We start from the raw sequence: 14,136 nt of genomic DNA, 5'->3' as shown, positions 1-14,136 counted from the left end.
CTCAGCGAAAGCCGAGTATGACAATAACGATAAGGCGTAAGCCACATAGCTTGTGATGAACAATGCTATGACTACAAATAATGTGAGTTAACTAACACCGTAACTCCAAACGTTATAAATACAATATAAGACAAATTGTCAGAGGAAAGCTTTTATGCCTTTAATTAGTATGCGTCAACTGCTCGATCATGCAGCGGAACACAGCTATGGTTTGCCAGCGTTCAATGTGAATAACATGGAACAAGTTAAGGCGATCATGGAAGCGGCTCACGAAGTGAACTCGCCAGTTATCATGCAAGCATCAGCTGGTGCTCGTAAGTACGCTGGCTCACACTTTTTACGTCACTTGATTGCGGCTGCCATTGAAGATTATCCACATATCCCTGTTGTTATGCATCAGGACCATGGTACGTCTCCTGCTATTTGCCAACGTTCTATACAGCTTGGCTTTTCGTCTGTGATGATGGACGGCTCTTTGATGGCTGATGGTAAAACGCCAGCAAGTTATGATTACAACGTAGACGTAACCCGTCGTACGGTTGAGTTCGCTCATGCTTGTGGCGTATCTGTGGAAGGCGAGCTTGGTGTATTGGGCTCTCTAGAGACAGGCCAAGCGGGTGAAGAAGATGGCGTAGGCGCAGAAGGTATTCTTTCTCACGATCAAATGCTGACGGATCCACAAGAAGCTGTAGATTTTGTTAATGCTACAGGTATTGATGCATTGGCAGTAGCGATTGGTACAAGCCATGGTGCTTACAAATTTACGCGTCCGCCTACTGGCGATATTCTTGACATCGAACGTATTGCGAAAATCGTAGAACTACTACCAAACACGCATATCGTATTGCACGGCTCGTCTTCTGTTCCTCAGGATTGGTTGTCTATCATCAACGAGTTCGGTGGTGAAATTCCAGAAACTTACGGTGTGCCAGTAGATGAAATCGTTAAGGCGATTCGTTACGGAGTTCGTAAAGTGAATATCGATACGGATTTACGTTTGGCTGCAACAGGCGCGATTCGTCGTAGTTTGGCTGAACACAAAGGTAACTTTGATCCACGTAAATACTTAACAGAAAGTATTAAAGCGATGAAGGCAGTTTGTATCGACCGCTATGAAGCGTTTGGTTGTGCTGGTCAGGCTTCTCGTATCCACACGATGGATCTTGAAGAAATGGCTGTGCGTTACGAGCGTGGCGAATACGCTAACGGTCGTGTTTTTTAAACGCTGTAGCGCATAAAAATGGCGAGCAAGTGGGGCTAGGGAAATATTTTTTAAGTTTTTTACTAAAAATATAAAAAAACTATTGACCGAAAAACTCAATTACCTATAATGCTCGCCATTCCTTGCGGGAGTGGTGGAATTGGTAGACACGCTGGATTTAGGTTCCAGTGCTTCACGGCGTGAGAGTTCGAGTCTCTCCTTCCGCACCAAATTTAAAAAAAGCTGACTTTATGTCGGCTTTTTTTATGTCTGAAATTTGTACTAGCCTGTCATGTTCCTACTTTTGGTTACTCTTTCTGCCATTTTTGGGCGTCTGTCGGTATTTTCTTGTTCCTGTTGTCACGAAAGTTCGTTAATTTAGTTAGAATAAATCTTTCTGCGGATGGTATATCAGGTTTGATAATGCATAGGCTTCGTATTTTTGTCGTATTCCTTTTTCTTGGATGTGCTTGCCTGACAGCGCAAGCTGCAAATATGGCGTTAAATATTATGGACAGCCATGATTATTATCAGATGAGCCCGAGGCAAGGCCCTTTAGCCGAACAGTTTACAACCATTATTAATTCTCCCCCTAGTCCAGTCCGAATAACGCAAAAAAGTGCGGTACGTATTGCGTTGTTTCTATTTGGGGATGAAGACTCTATTGAAAATAGAGCGCTTCAGGTTGCGCTCAGAAAACGTATGCGAGAATTGGGCATTGATTATCGGTTGGATGTTTATCTAGATCGTACGGAAAGTGAAACAGATTTTTCGGCGTACCTTAAAATAGCTGCGACGCCTCCCGATTATATTGTGATGACGAAGCTTGGTTTTGTTCAGCGACGTTTTTTAGAGCGTTTTCTACGAACGGGGAAGAGCAAAGTTATTTTGTATGATTTTGCCTCGCCGCTAACCCATTGGATGAATAATCCCCCACTAATGTATATCGGTTTTGATCAGAAAAGAGCAACAACTAGATTAGCAAGCTATCTTGATCGCCAATTGCCTCCAGAAACCACCATTTCAGCTTTGGTATTACCAGCCAGTTACCTTGGTCATTCACGTTGTGATTTATTTTTAGATGAAATGCTGAAGTACAACCGACAAGTTAGCCGTATCCGTGTCGTTGCAGATGATAAGGTGCAAGCGTTTAAGGCAGCGAAAGTATTCTTAAAAGAAACACCGACAGATTTTATTTTTAGTTGCTCTCAACATATATCTGAGGGCGTTGTTGCGGCTTTGGAAGAAGACTCTCCTGGCTTGAAGACGCAAACCAATGCGTGGGGATTATCCCCTAATGGGATTGCGGATTTAGTCAACCGGAACGTCAAAGTGAGTGTTCTGTTTATGAAGGATGATTTATCCATTGCTGTTGCTGAGGCCATTAAGCTTGATCTCGAAGGAAAGAACATGCCAGCTCTCTATGTTGGGAATTCAACCCTAATGCCTGCTGAATTAGACTCAGAGAGTTTACGTTTGATGGTTCAGCAAGCTTATCAATATTCGGTGGAATTATGGCAGCAGTAACGGAGAGTTTACAGCGTCGATTACAGCAAAAATCGCTCTTGTTGATGGGCGCGATTTTTTTGGTCGTCGCATTATTAAGTGTCTTTTTTATTGAAACATTGACTCAAGCTGCGAAAGACAAAAACTTGGTGCTAAAGCACCAAGTGGCTGAGCAAGCTTTTAATGCGTATTTAGCACGCGCTGAAGATGAGATGAAGTTTATTGGGCAAGACCTTTCTTCGAGTGACTATATTGCTGGGCGTGAGTTGGACTTATTATTCAGTCATCATGAAGTGTTGTTTTTCGGAGGTTTAGACTTTTTCTATATCGAATGGGCCAATGGTAACTCTTCCATGGATCCAAGAGCTCGTCTGTTTACTAAGACGGACTTTAAAGCAGTCATTGGGGCAGGGCTGTTAAATCGGTGGGCATCTGTTAAGACAGACGATGGTGCATCCTTGCTGATGCTGAAAACGAAATTGTTATCGGCTGAGAAGGACAGTACTGGCTTTCTGTATGGCTTTATTTCATTAAATGACAATTTGACCTTAGCAAATGAGCTGTTGGAAAGCGCAGGTGTGAGTGCCGTTCGTATTTACGATGTGTCACATAACCGTGTTTTATTGGAAGAGCGTAAAGCGGGAGTGAATTTATCCAATAATACATTGCGTGCGAGTTTGCCTTTAGTTTCACCTATTCAGGCAAATCTACAGTTGGATGTGATAGAAGCGCATTCCATTTCCTCTGCCATTTTTACGAATGCTTTGCCGCTAATCCTATCTGTGGGTGTTGTTTTGTTGGTGTTTTATTTTTTGCTTGCTCGACAGATGAAAATATTAATCTTTCAGCCTATCGAAACGGTAGTATATAAACATCAAGAAGAGCTTATTCCCTACATTGAGTTGCAGCCTATCCAACGTCAAAATCGTCAGCTTATGGCTGAGATTCAAGCGAAAAATAAGCGTTTTCTTTTGCTATCAGACTCGATAAACAGTGCTGTTATCTTCTGCAATGAGGTTGCAGAAGTTGAGTTGATTAATAGCGAAGCCCGTCATGTTTTTCCTGATTCAGTCAAAGCCCGAACGCTTTTTGACTTTATGCCTATTGCCAGCCATCGATCTATTCAAGATGCATTGAAGGGTAATATCGGTATTACCTTTGATTTGACTATGAATGATTTAGGTCGGATATATCAATGGCAGGCTTATACATTTAGAAATGAAAATGACTACCGTGGTTTGCTATTGGTAGGGAAAAATATTACTCGAGAAACTAGCCTTACTTGGCAGTTAGAACAATTACATCCATTGTCATCTCTGGTAGAGAAAAAAGTAGATACGGATGCCATATTGAATGAATTAAACTACCTTTCTACATTACCAGATCATATTGAATCAAGCCATTTACAAGGATGGATGACCTTGCTGTTGTCTGTTTTAGATGACATTAGTCAGCAAGAAACGGATGTCTCCTACCTTCCTCTTGGGGATATCTTTCGACAGGAAAGCGATAGAGTGATGGCAGCCATGGGCATGGAAGCTACGCGGGCGGTGGTTGACTGTTCTGTTGAGTCTGGTAGCAAAGTCGTGGCGATAGGAAAGCATTTTCGTGGGTTGGTTCGTACGTTACTCATGATGGTTATGTCGAATGATATGGCCGAACGACGTTTAAGTATTCGATTTATCAGCGATATGGAGCTAGAGATCATCGCAATGAACGATATGGCTTTTCGGCCATTGTTTTTTTGGATGATTAAAATGTTGTCTGAAAGTCTTGGTGGACAGAAACAAACACTTCAAAATAACGCTTTGCAGCTAAATTTAATGATGGAGGTTAACCACTCAGCAGAGGAAACTTTATCGTTAAAACCAAACCAAGTTATCGCTTGGGTCGCCAATGATTATCCTTACGCTTCTAATATCACTGAGGCGTTACAAAGGTTTGGCTTGGAGGTGGAGGTGTATGCTTCTTCAGATAGTTTTTTTACTCAGTCCAGTGTTTTAACGAAGTTTGATGCGGTATTGATAGGTTGTGATAAAGACGTCCAATCTCAAATTGATATGACATTGGCTCTCAAGCTGAAACATAAACGAGACCATCTTCCCGTTATTTGGCTGAATAGCCGATTCCCTTTACATATTGATGATAGTGTTTATACCTTGCAAGGTTGTTTCTTCGATTACAATTTGTATCAAGTGCTGCTTAAGGCATGCGAAGAAGACGGGATCTCCATTGCACATTATAACGAAGAAGAAGTGTGTTGGGTGATGGTCGGTGGCAGCCGAGTCACCAAGGCTATTTGGTACAATGAACTGGATCAATGCACTATTGCCACGCAATGGCTGGCAGATTTGGTTGATTATGATGTGGTGTTATCGTATCAGCCTAATGCCATTATCGTGTTGTTGGAGCCCCAGCCACCGGCTGTCATTTTAGCTGCACAGGCTGCTTTTCCTAATGTGCGCTTCTATGCTGTACAAAAGTGGCTGGAAATGCCGGATAATGTGGTTGTGTTTGATTTGGTTTCACCTAACTCTGGTGAGAAAATACGGTTTTTTGCAAAAGATGTTATGCAACACAATACAAATTCTAGGAGTAATGAATGAGCGTAATTGGATTAATCGGCGCCATGGATGAAGAAGTCGCAGTCATCAAAGCTTGGATGACAGACCTTCGAGAGCAGTCTATTGCTGGGTGTGATTTTTTTATCGGCCACTTTGAAGGTAAAGACGTTGTTTTGCTTAAATCTGGTATTGGTAAAGTAAACGCCGCTGTGTCTACTACATTGCTATTGTCTGAGTTTAAACCTGAATATGTGATTAATATTGGTTCTGCAGGAGGCTTCGATCCTGAACTACAGGTTGGCGATGTGGTGATTTCAGATCAGGTTGTCCACCATGATGTGGATGTGACCGCCTTTGGTTATGTTATGGGGCAAGTTCCCAATATGCCAGCGACTTACCCAGCCGATGTGGCTTTAATTAACAAAGCTAATAGCGCCTTGCAAACAGTGACTCAGGTTCAAGCTAAAGTGGGTTTGATCGGCACTGGGGATAGCTTCATGAATGATCCGGTTCGTGTTGAAGCTGTGCGTGCAACATTTCCAGCCCTTGTTGCTGTTGAGATGGAAGCTGCGGCTGTTGCTCAAGTGTGTTTCAAATTTGGAACGCCGTTCGTGGTAGTTCGTTCTTTATCTGATATCGCAGGAAAAGAATCACCTAAGAGTTTTGAGGAGTATCTAAAAGTAGCTGCTGAGAATTCTTCTTTGATGATTCAACAAATGCTTAAAGGCGATTAGTACAATGAGATCGAAGGGTCGCATTGCGGCTTATTTAGTTGCATGCTGTCCCTTCTATTTACTGGCTACAGATGAAGTGGCTAAAGCTGCGGAGACTCAGCCTGTAGATCAGCAGACGTCCGACGAAACTGAAATACCATGGTGGTTTAGTTCACATGAAACAGTGTCAAATACGATCGGTAATTGGTCGACTAATATAGATTCTTTTTTGTCTGGTGAACCAAGCCTGCAGCATAATGATAGTTATGTGGAGATTCGATTTGGTTCAGTCTTAGAAAAGGATGAAAGCTCAGGTTTTTTTGATTTTAGTGCCAAATTAAGATTACCAAATACCCAAGATAGATTGCGTCTTGTCGTCGAGTCTGAGAGTGACTCTTTAGCTCCGGAAAGCCTACGAGGCGAATCTTCTCAGCAAGACAGTGTAGTCAGTTCAGCCTTAAAAACCAGTATTTCTGCCGCTGTACGTTACATAAAAGAAGATATCGGCTTAGATGTTGACGCAGGGATAAAGGTGGATTTCCCTCTAGACCCTTTTTTGCGTTTTCGTTTAACGCAGGGAGAAGCAATTGGTTCGTTTGAATGGTGGCAGAAGCAAGAGGCGTTTGCCTATTATTCTAAAGGCGTGGGTGCGCGTTATGGTATTGGTGTTGGCTACGCTACTAGTCCGACACTGAACTTCGGAATGGATTTTGGTACTACTTGGTTAGATAAAGAAGGGCTTTTTTATGTACGAGAAAACTTTTCGATACAACATCGCGTGAATGACAAAAATCGCTTGGGTTACCAATTGAGCTTCTTGCAATCTGGCGAACATAGTATTGAGCCGGATAGCTATTTATATAATGTTCAATACGAAAGGTTGCTTTATAAAGATTGGTTAATTGGACAAATCAAACCGCAAATGACTTATGAGGCCGAAGACGATTATGATGGCGTTTTTTCATTAACCTTGTCGCTGGCTATTCTACTAGGGCCTGAGTATTTGCATTAGTTGCTGAGTCAAATGTCGAATTTTCTTGCGTGCTATTAGATTTGCATTCCTGTAACTCGTATAATGCCGCGCTCTACGATAATTAGTACTTACCGCTTCCAAGAGAGTCAGCTATGAGACCGGATCAAATTCAACCAGAAATGTACCAAGAACAGCTGCAAAAAAAGCAGTCTGATCTCGCTTCTTTAATGGCAGCCTTGTCATTGCCCGAGCTGGAGGTCTATGAAAGTGCATCTTCTCATTATCGTATGAGAGCTGAATTTCGTATTTGGCACGATGGCGATGACCTGTTTTATGCCATGTTTGACTCAGCTGACCCAAGAACTCCTATTCGTACCGATCAATTTTTGGCGGCATCGAGCCTTATTAATGAACTTATGCCAAAGCTTCTGGATGCGGTTCGCGATATTCCAGTTTTGCGATACAAATTATTCCAAGTGGATTTTTTAACCACGACAACGGGCGAAGCGCTAATTAGTTTGCTTTACCATAAGCCAATTGATGACGAGTGGAATCTTGCCGCTCAGCAGCTCAATAAATTATTTCCTGCGTGTCACTTTATTGGTCGTAGTCGTAAGAAAAAGCAAATTTTGACTCGTGACTTTGTAATGGAAACACTCACAGTTGGCGGGCAAAAGTTTCACTATCAACAAGTGGAAAATAGCTTTACACAGCCGAATGCTGGTATTAATGAAAAAATGTTAGAGTGGGCTTTGGATGTGACCAAAGATGCATCGGGTGACTTGCTAGAGATGTATTGTGGTAATGGCAATTTTTCTATTCCTCTGGCACGCCAGTTTACGCGAGTGGTCGCGACAGAAATATCTAAGGTCTCGGTAAACTCTGCGCAGCTGAATATCGCAATTAACGGTATGGATAATGTTCAAGTGGTTAAAATGGCTAGTGAAGATGTTTCTGCAGCCTTGAATGGTGACGCCGAATTGCCTAAAAGCTTACTTCAGGCTGGCGTGAGTGAGTTATCACCCTCTGTTGTGTTAGTTGACCCACCTCGTGCAGGTCTAGATGATGCGACGGTAGAGCTCATACGTAAAATAGATTCTATTCTGTATATCTCCTGTAACCCTGAGACGCTCAAAGCAAATTTAGAAGCATTATCAAGTACTCATGATGTGGTTCGATATGCGATGTTTGATCAGTTTCCTTATACGCATCATGTGGAAACTGGCATTTACTTGGAGCGTAAGACTAATTCCTAAAATAAAAAAAAGAGGCAGTGAGGCCTCTTTTTTTTATATTGAGACAGTGTGACTCACATTTTTTGAAGACGTTTAGATTGTATTAGTATCAATATTTTGTATGAGTTTCACTCTTATCATAATGAAAGACATTCTTGTATCTTGAATACGACAAAGAATGTTCTGTGGTAACATATGCGCATACATTTCCCCCACCATAATAGAGAAGTCGAACGAGCCATGAGCAACAACTCACTAGACAAAGGCAAAATCAAAATTTTGTTATTAGAAGGCGTTCATCAATCTGCATTGGACGCATTGCATGACGCTGGTTACACCAACATTGAATATCATAAGACAGCATTAGCGGAAGATGAGCTGATCGAAAAGATCTCAGAAGCGCACTTCATTGGTATTCGCTCTCGCACTCAGTTGACTGAAAAAGTTTTAGCGCATGCTAATAAGCTGGTTGCTATTGGTTGTTTCTGCATCGGTACAAATCAAGTTGATTTAGATGCGGCAAGCGAAAAAGGCATTGTGGTATTTAATGCGCCTTACTCTAATACTCGTAGTGTTGCTGAGTTGGTGTTGGGTCAATTAATTCTATTACTTCGCGGCATTCCTGCGAAAAACGCAGCATGTCATCGCGGCGGTTGGATTAAGTCTGCTGTAGGGTCTTTCGAAACTCGTGGTAAGCGTTTAGGCATTATTGGTTACGGAAGTATCGGTACTCAATTGAGTGTTTTGGCGGAATCTTTAGGCATGGAAGTATGCTTTTACGATATCGTTACCAAGCTACCTTTGGGTAATGCACGTCAAATTAAAAGTCTGAAAGAATTGCTTTCAACAAGTGACATTATCAGCTTGCATGTGCCAGAAACGAGTTCCACTAAGATGATGATTGGTGCGAAAGAAGTGTCACAGATGAAGCAAGGCTCTATCTTTGTTAATGCTTCTCGCGGCACAGTAGCTGATCTAGACGCAGTGGCAGAAGCGATTAAAACGGGTGCTTTGGGTGGTGCGGCAGTCGATGTGTTCCCTGTTGAGCCCAAAGGCAATGACGAAGAATTTGTTTCTCCGCTTCGGGGTTTGGACAATGTGATACTAACGCCTCATATCGGCGGTAGCACAATGGAAGCGCAAGAGAACATTGGTATTGAAGTAGCTGATAAGCTGGTTAAATACTCTGACGTTGGTACGACAACCGCAGCGGTTAACTTCCCTGAAGTGGCGCTACCAGCTCAAGCTAATAATCATCGTATTCTTCATATTCATGAAAACCGCCCAGGTGTGCTTTCTAAGATCAATGCGATCTTCTCTGAGAACAACATCAATATCACAGGTCAGTACCTTCGTACCACGGAGAAACTTGGCTACATGGTAATGGACGTAGATGCAGAAGAAGGCGAATTAGCGCTTGAGAAAGTGAAAGAAGTCGAAGGAACCGTTAAAGCACGCGTTTTGTTTTAAGCTTTTACTTTGTATTCTTAATAAAAAATCCAGCTACGGCTGGATTTTTTGTTTCTGTGACTTTTCATTTTGGATGAGAATTCAGCCTTGGGAGTTAGCTAATTCCTAAGGTTGTCGTGATGTCTTGAATCTTCTGTTTGATGTTGTTTGTCACGCCTGTCATAAATTCTTCCGATTCGTTTGCTTGCTCTCTGACTTTTACCACAGCACTATTTAGCTTATTCATGCCCAATTTTTGCTCCGCAGCATAGCCTGTTGCCTTTTTCGCCAAGTGACTCGATTGTTTAGACTTTTCGAGAATATCTTGAGCGGACTGTCCAAGCGCGTGGGTTAAGTCTATTTGCTCGATCGAAGCCGTTTCAATCAGTTCGATATTCTGGGTAAGTTTATCTGTCGCCGATGTAAGAAGAGAGAAAATCTTAGTGATCTCTTCTAGGGATTGTTGGGTTCGGGTTGAAAGGGTTCTTACCTCAGAGGCGACGACAGCAAAACCACGGCCATGTTCACCTGCTCGTGCGGCTTCAATGGCAGCGTTTAGTGCGAGTAAATTGGTTTGCTCCGAAATGTCTTTGATACCACCGACAATAGACGATGCGCTAGACACGGATGAGTTTAAACTGGTTAATGCCTTTTTACTGCTACTGAGTCGATCCACCGTTGTTTGATTGGCGGCGGCTAACGAAGCGGCTTGTTTCACGCTATGCGTCATCGCGGTATTGGTATCGGTAGCATAACTTGCTACTTCTTGAGCACGCACTTCTGCTTTACCTGCAAGGGTCTCTACTTGATTCGACATGTTAAGCGTATCATCCAGTTCTTGCCGCGATGCTGAGCTCAGTTCGTGTACTTGCCCAAAAGCATTGAGCATGTCATTGAGTGATGTCGAAATGTTACTGAGCTCGGTATCCCGTTGCTGGCGTTGCACTGCTATTTGTTCTAGGTAGCGATTTAAATAGTGTGCTACGTCCGATAGTTCATTTTTATTCTTTCCGACTTTAAGGGAGTTGATGTTTTGATGTTCAACCAAGTCTTTTACCGCTGTGTATAAGTCTCTAGCACTTTTTACAACGACTCTATTTTGAAATATATGCACTGAAATAGTGGTTAATATCATCAGGATGACAAAGATAGAAAATGCGATCAAGGTTTGTTGTTGAGTCTCTTGAGCACTTTTCTGAATGTCTTCAGTGCCTGCTTTTAAAATGTCTTCAAGTTGGCTGATTAATGACCGAATTTTGTTTTGTGCGGTTAGGGCTTGTTGGATATTGATAAGGCTAGAGTCAACGTCTTTTAGATAGCGGCTTGACCAAGTATGAAGCTCGCTTTTGGTTTCTTCGAGAGGATCGTCTACTTCGGTTGCGTCTTCTGCGTCGCTTGCCCACCCCATTAATGAGGACAAGTCATCAGCAGTCTCGGTATCTTGTTCTTCATTCAGCTCTAGAATGGGGAGTGTATTAAAGTCAGCGATATGAGATTGAAATGTTGTAATAGATTGAACTAAGCGCTGCTTATTGTCCGCTGTATTTTTGGCAAGGTAGTTACCCTTTGCGTCACTCATATTAGCAAGGTCTGCGTATAGTAAAGCTTGGCTTGCTAAGTAAACTGCGGCGGATTGCATATCATGCAGTGATTGAAATTGTGCAATCTTATCCGACAGGGTATTTAGTGATAATAAGGTTTGCCTTTCATTGTTTTCGATTAAAGCATAGGGATTTCCAGATAGCTTTCCTGCCGCTCTAACGTCAGATTGAAGGCTTTTTTCTATTTCAATTAATTGGGTGTTAATTGGGTCCTTGATCGTGTCGGGAAGTGAGCTAAGTGCGGGGCGAATCTGTTTCGCGATGAATTCCTGTGATGATTGTAGCGCGGATGCTTCCCCTGACGATAAATAGCCTTCAATTTTCTGCTTTAAATTAATAGAAGAATATTCCCAAACTTGTGTGTAGGCGTCACTTTGCTCAAAGGCGCTGCGAAATTTCATTAAACTCCAAAGGAGCAGGGCGACAAGCATGACCGCAATAACAAGATAGCTCACAGTTGTAGTGCGTGTGACATGGGATATTTTCAATTCAGAACCTACTTTAATCTACATAAATCGATGAATACGACTACCTTAATAGGTGTATGTGACAAAAATGTGACGGTCGTTGTGTGAGGTATATGGGGCAAAAGATTTACATCTACAACGATTTGACTTAAAACGGCATAATTTTGTTTTTTTACGACATAAATGGTGCCGATCCTGACTGATTAGCAAAAAAACCTTCCATGGTCACTTTTTCGTCATTATTTTGTATTAGCTTTATAAGATTATTGAATAAGCATTTAATTAAAGTGAGTTTTTAGCTGAAGAGATGCTTTCTGACTGAAATATCCATTAATTATATAAATCAAAGGAGCTCAAGAATGACCCTTTCTCGTCGCCAATTCGTGAAAGGCGCCTCTATTGCAGGTGCTGTTGCCGCTACCCCTTTTTCGATAAACAAGGCTATTGCTGCTAACAAAGAGCTGCGCATTTATGCGTGGGCAGGTTATATAACCGATGAAATGTTAGCGGACTTTAAAGCCAAAACAGGTATTAATGCGACGTTTACGCCGTACGGAACGAACGACGAGTTAATGAACTCACTGCGTGCTACAGATGGAACTGGCTTTGATATTATTATGCCGACAGTAGACCGTGTCCCAGGTTATGTAGATTACGATTTAATTCAGCCTCTTGATGTGAAAAGAGTTAACTGGGATGGTTGTTTGGAAAGCGCTTTATCCGGGTCGGATGTTGGCGGAATCGTAAATGGTAAGCGCTACTTCGCTCCATCTGATTGGGGAACCGAGGCGATTGCTTACAATAAGGACTATGCAAAAACCAGTAAAGAGCTTAGTTATGGTGATCTTTGGTTACCAGAAAATGCGGGTGGCGTAACGGTTCGTGGTCACTCGGCTCTTGTCGGTATTGGTTTGTGGCTTGAAAAAGCGGGCAAACTTCCTTTCCCTCTTTTAGATTCTTACAAAACTGAAAAAGCCATGCGCGCAAACTTCGAAGTCATCTTAAAGGTTGCGGTCGAACATAAGGGCGCACTTGCTCAGTTCTGGTCTACAGAAAATGAAGCGCAGGGGGCATTTCGCACCAACGGTGCGGTTATTGGCCAAACTTGGGATAGTACTGCCTTCAAGTTGCAATCAGAAGGCGAACCTATTGCCTACGGCGCGCCAAAAGAGGGCGCTCTGGCATGGATGGAAGGCTTTGTTATTCCTAAAAATGCTAATAATGTGGATTCAGTTTATGAATTTATTAACTGGTATTACACGCCTGAAGCGGGCGCGATGTTCGTTAAGTCCACTGGTTATAACTCTACATCAAAAGGTGCGGATGCTTTATTGCCAGCTGAAACTAAGCAGTTCTTCCAAGACTCTTACAGCGAACAAGATTTAGCCAACCTATGGTGGTGGCCAATACAAGAAGCTTGGTATTTATCGTTACGCAATGAATACCAAGACCGTTACTTGTCTGCATAACCTCGAAGGCCTCTTGTGACTGTATGTCACAAGGGGCTTTTTTGTATCGAGAAAAAATAACCAGCGAGAGAAATATGGATAGCAGTGTTCACCTAGATAATACCGTCATGCAATTTGGTGACTTTACCGCCATACAGAAAACCGATCTAACGATACAATCCGGAGAGTTTTTTAGTTTCTTAGGCCCTTCAGGTTGTGGTAAGACCACGATTTTAAACATGATTAGTGGTTTTATAGATCCAACTCAGGGTGATATTAAAATTGGTGGTAAGAGCATGCGTGGCGTGCCGGCCAATAAACGTCCAACCTCGATGATTTTTCAAAACCTCGCACTTTTTCCTCTTATGACTGTGGCCGAAAATATTGAGTTCGGTCTAGAGGTTCGCGGTGTTTCGAAAAGTGAGCGCAAAAAAGCCTCTGACAGCTTACTCGAATTGGTGGCTCTGGAGGGCAGTGGAACAAAAAAAGTCTCTGAATTATCTGGTGGTCAAAGACAGCGAATCGCCATTGCTCGTGCATTGGCGGTTGAGCCGCAAGTCTTGCTATTGGATGAGCCTTTATCCGCATTAGATTTAAAATTACGCCAACATATGCGCACCGAGTTGAAAGCCATTCAACGTAAAACAGGCATTACTTTTATCTATATTACTCATGACCAAGGCGAGGCACTGACTATGTCAGACCGAGTGGCTGTTATGTCTGCAGGTCGCATTCAACAAGTTGCTGATCCTATTACTTTATATAGAGATCCCCATACAGCATTTGTTGCCTCTTTTGTGGGCGAAAATAATGGCATTTCTGGCAAAGTCATTGAGGCTAACTCGGGTCTTGTTGTGTTGGATTGTGGTGCGCTTGGTAAGTTAGCTGGGCGTTCACAAGGCAACATTGCTATTGGAACGGATGCCACGCTTTTTATTCGACCTGAGCACTTTAGGTTACAAGCAGAAAACGGAATGCA

The 14,136-nt window shown here is 42.5% G+C and carries 10 protein-coding genes and 1 tRNA gene (1 of these 11 only partly in view); 10 read left to right on the top strand and 1 reads right to left on the bottom strand.

All coding sequences use genetic code 11. From position 1 onward, the window contains the following. The first annotated feature begins 154 nt into the window (after window positions 1–154). From fba to serA, 8 genes are all read left to right on the top strand, one after another. Window positions 155–1,222: a class II fructose-bisphosphate aldolase gene (gene fba, locus JSY38_RS08510; protein WP_114411450.1), complete on the top strand. Its 1,068-nt coding sequence runs from the start codon at window positions 155–157 to the stop codon at window positions 1,220–1,222. A gap of 124 nt (window positions 1,223–1,346) precedes the next feature. Beyond that, window positions 1,347–1,431, top strand: a tRNA-Leu gene (locus JSY38_RS08505). 265 nt (window positions 1,432–1,696) lie between these two features. Next, window positions 1,697–2,728 (top strand): type 1 periplasmic-binding domain-containing protein, encoded by a 1,032-nt coding sequence (locus JSY38_RS08500; protein ID WP_239544447.1) that lies wholly within the window; start codon window positions 1,697–1,699, stop codon window positions 2,726–2,728. Further along, entirely contained in the window at window positions 2,716–5,313 is a 2,598-nt protein-coding gene (locus JSY38_RS08495; RefSeq protein WP_205116440.1) for a hypothetical protein, read from the top strand. The genes JSY38_RS08500 and JSY38_RS08495 overlap by 13 nt, the downstream gene beginning before the upstream one ends. Beyond that, window positions 5,310–6,005: a 5'-methylthioadenosine/S-adenosylhomocysteine nucleosidase gene (mtnN, locus tag JSY38_RS08490; RefSeq protein WP_205116438.1), complete on the top strand. Its 696-nt coding sequence runs from the start codon at window positions 5,310–5,312 to the stop codon at window positions 6,003–6,005. The genes JSY38_RS08495 and mtnN overlap by 4 nt, the downstream gene beginning before the upstream one ends. Before the next feature lie 4 nt (window positions 6,006–6,009). Further along, window positions 6,010–6,996, top strand: coding sequence for a hypothetical protein (locus JSY38_RS08485; protein ID WP_205116431.1), 987 nt, complete (start codon window positions 6,010–6,012; stop codon window positions 6,994–6,996). A 113-nt stretch (window positions 6,997–7,109) separates the two neighbouring features. Continuing rightward, a complete protein-coding gene (gene trmA / locus JSY38_RS08480) occupies window positions 7,110–8,213 on the top strand; it encodes a tRNA (uridine(54)-C5)-methyltransferase TrmA (protein ID WP_114411455.1) in 1,104 nt (367 codons plus the stop codon). A gap of 219 nt (window positions 8,214–8,432) precedes the next feature. After that, complete coding sequence (gene serA / locus JSY38_RS08475) at window positions 8,433–9,662, top strand: phosphoglycerate dehydrogenase (protein WP_114411456.1); 1,230 nt, start codon at window positions 8,433–8,435, stop codon at window positions 9,660–9,662. 94 nt (window positions 9,663–9,756) lie between these two features. Here the strand turns inward: serA and JSY38_RS08470 are convergent, their stop codons facing one another. Then, window positions 9,757–11,643, bottom strand: a complete 1,887-nt coding sequence (locus JSY38_RS08470; protein WP_205116429.1) for a methyl-accepting chemotaxis protein — start codon at window positions 11,641–11,643, stop codon at window positions 9,757–9,759. Window positions 11,644–12,068: 425 nt separating this feature from the next. Between JSY38_RS08470 and JSY38_RS08465 the strand changes: the two genes are divergently transcribed. Then, window positions 12,069–13,178 (top strand): extracellular solute-binding protein, encoded by a 1,110-nt coding sequence (locus tag JSY38_RS08465; protein WP_205116427.1) that lies wholly within the window; start codon window positions 12,069–12,071, stop codon window positions 13,176–13,178. A gap of 74 nt (window positions 13,179–13,252) precedes the next feature. Then, window positions 13,253–14,136, top strand: partial view of an ABC transporter ATP-binding protein gene (locus tag JSY38_RS08460; RefSeq protein ID WP_205116425.1) — the 5' portion only. Its footprint extends 199 nt past the window's final position; only the first 884 of its 1,083 coding nucleotides appear in the window; the start codon lies at window positions 13,253–13,255; its stop codon lies off the right edge, out of view.

Origin of the sequence: Marinomonas foliarum (genome assembly GCF_016906065.1) — a bacterium.
GTDB classification, from domain to species: domain Bacteria; phylum Pseudomonadota; class Gammaproteobacteria; order Pseudomonadales; family Marinomonadaceae; genus Marinomonas; species Marinomonas foliarum.
Note: the sequence above shows the minus strand (reverse complement) of the source record. Positions and strands in the feature narration are given on the sequence as shown.

What these genes read in the sequence shown, in the direction of transcription:
- fba (WP_114411450.1), top strand. Translation starts at nt 155, where the DNA reads ATGCCTTTAATTAGTATGCGTCAACTGCTCGATCATGCAGCGGAACAC.
- JSY38_RS08500 (WP_239544447.1), top strand. Translation starts at nt 1,697, where the DNA reads ATGGCGTTAAATATTATGGACAGCCATGATTATTATCAGATGAGCCCG.
- JSY38_RS08495 (WP_205116440.1), top strand. Translation starts at nt 2,716, where the DNA reads ATGGCAGCAGTAACGGAGAGTTTACAGCGTCGATTACAGCAAAAATCG.
- mtnN (WP_205116438.1), top strand. Translation starts at nt 5,310, where the DNA reads ATGAGCGTAATTGGATTAATCGGCGCCATGGATGAAGAAGTCGCAGTC.
- JSY38_RS08485 (WP_205116431.1), top strand. Translation starts at nt 6,010, where the DNA reads ATGAGATCGAAGGGTCGCATTGCGGCTTATTTAGTTGCATGCTGTCCC.
- trmA (WP_114411455.1), top strand. Translation starts at nt 7,110, where the DNA reads ATGAGACCGGATCAAATTCAACCAGAAATGTACCAAGAACAGCTGCAA.
- serA (WP_114411456.1), top strand. Translation starts at nt 8,433, where the DNA reads ATGAGCAACAACTCACTAGACAAAGGCAAAATCAAAATTTTGTTATTA.
- JSY38_RS08470 (WP_205116429.1), bottom strand. Translation starts at nt 11,643, where the DNA reads ATGAAATTTCGCAGCGCCTTTGAGCAAAGTGACGCCTACACACAAGTT.
- JSY38_RS08465 (WP_205116427.1), top strand. Translation starts at nt 12,069, where the DNA reads ATGACCCTTTCTCGTCGCCAATTCGTGAAAGGCGCCTCTATTGCAGGT.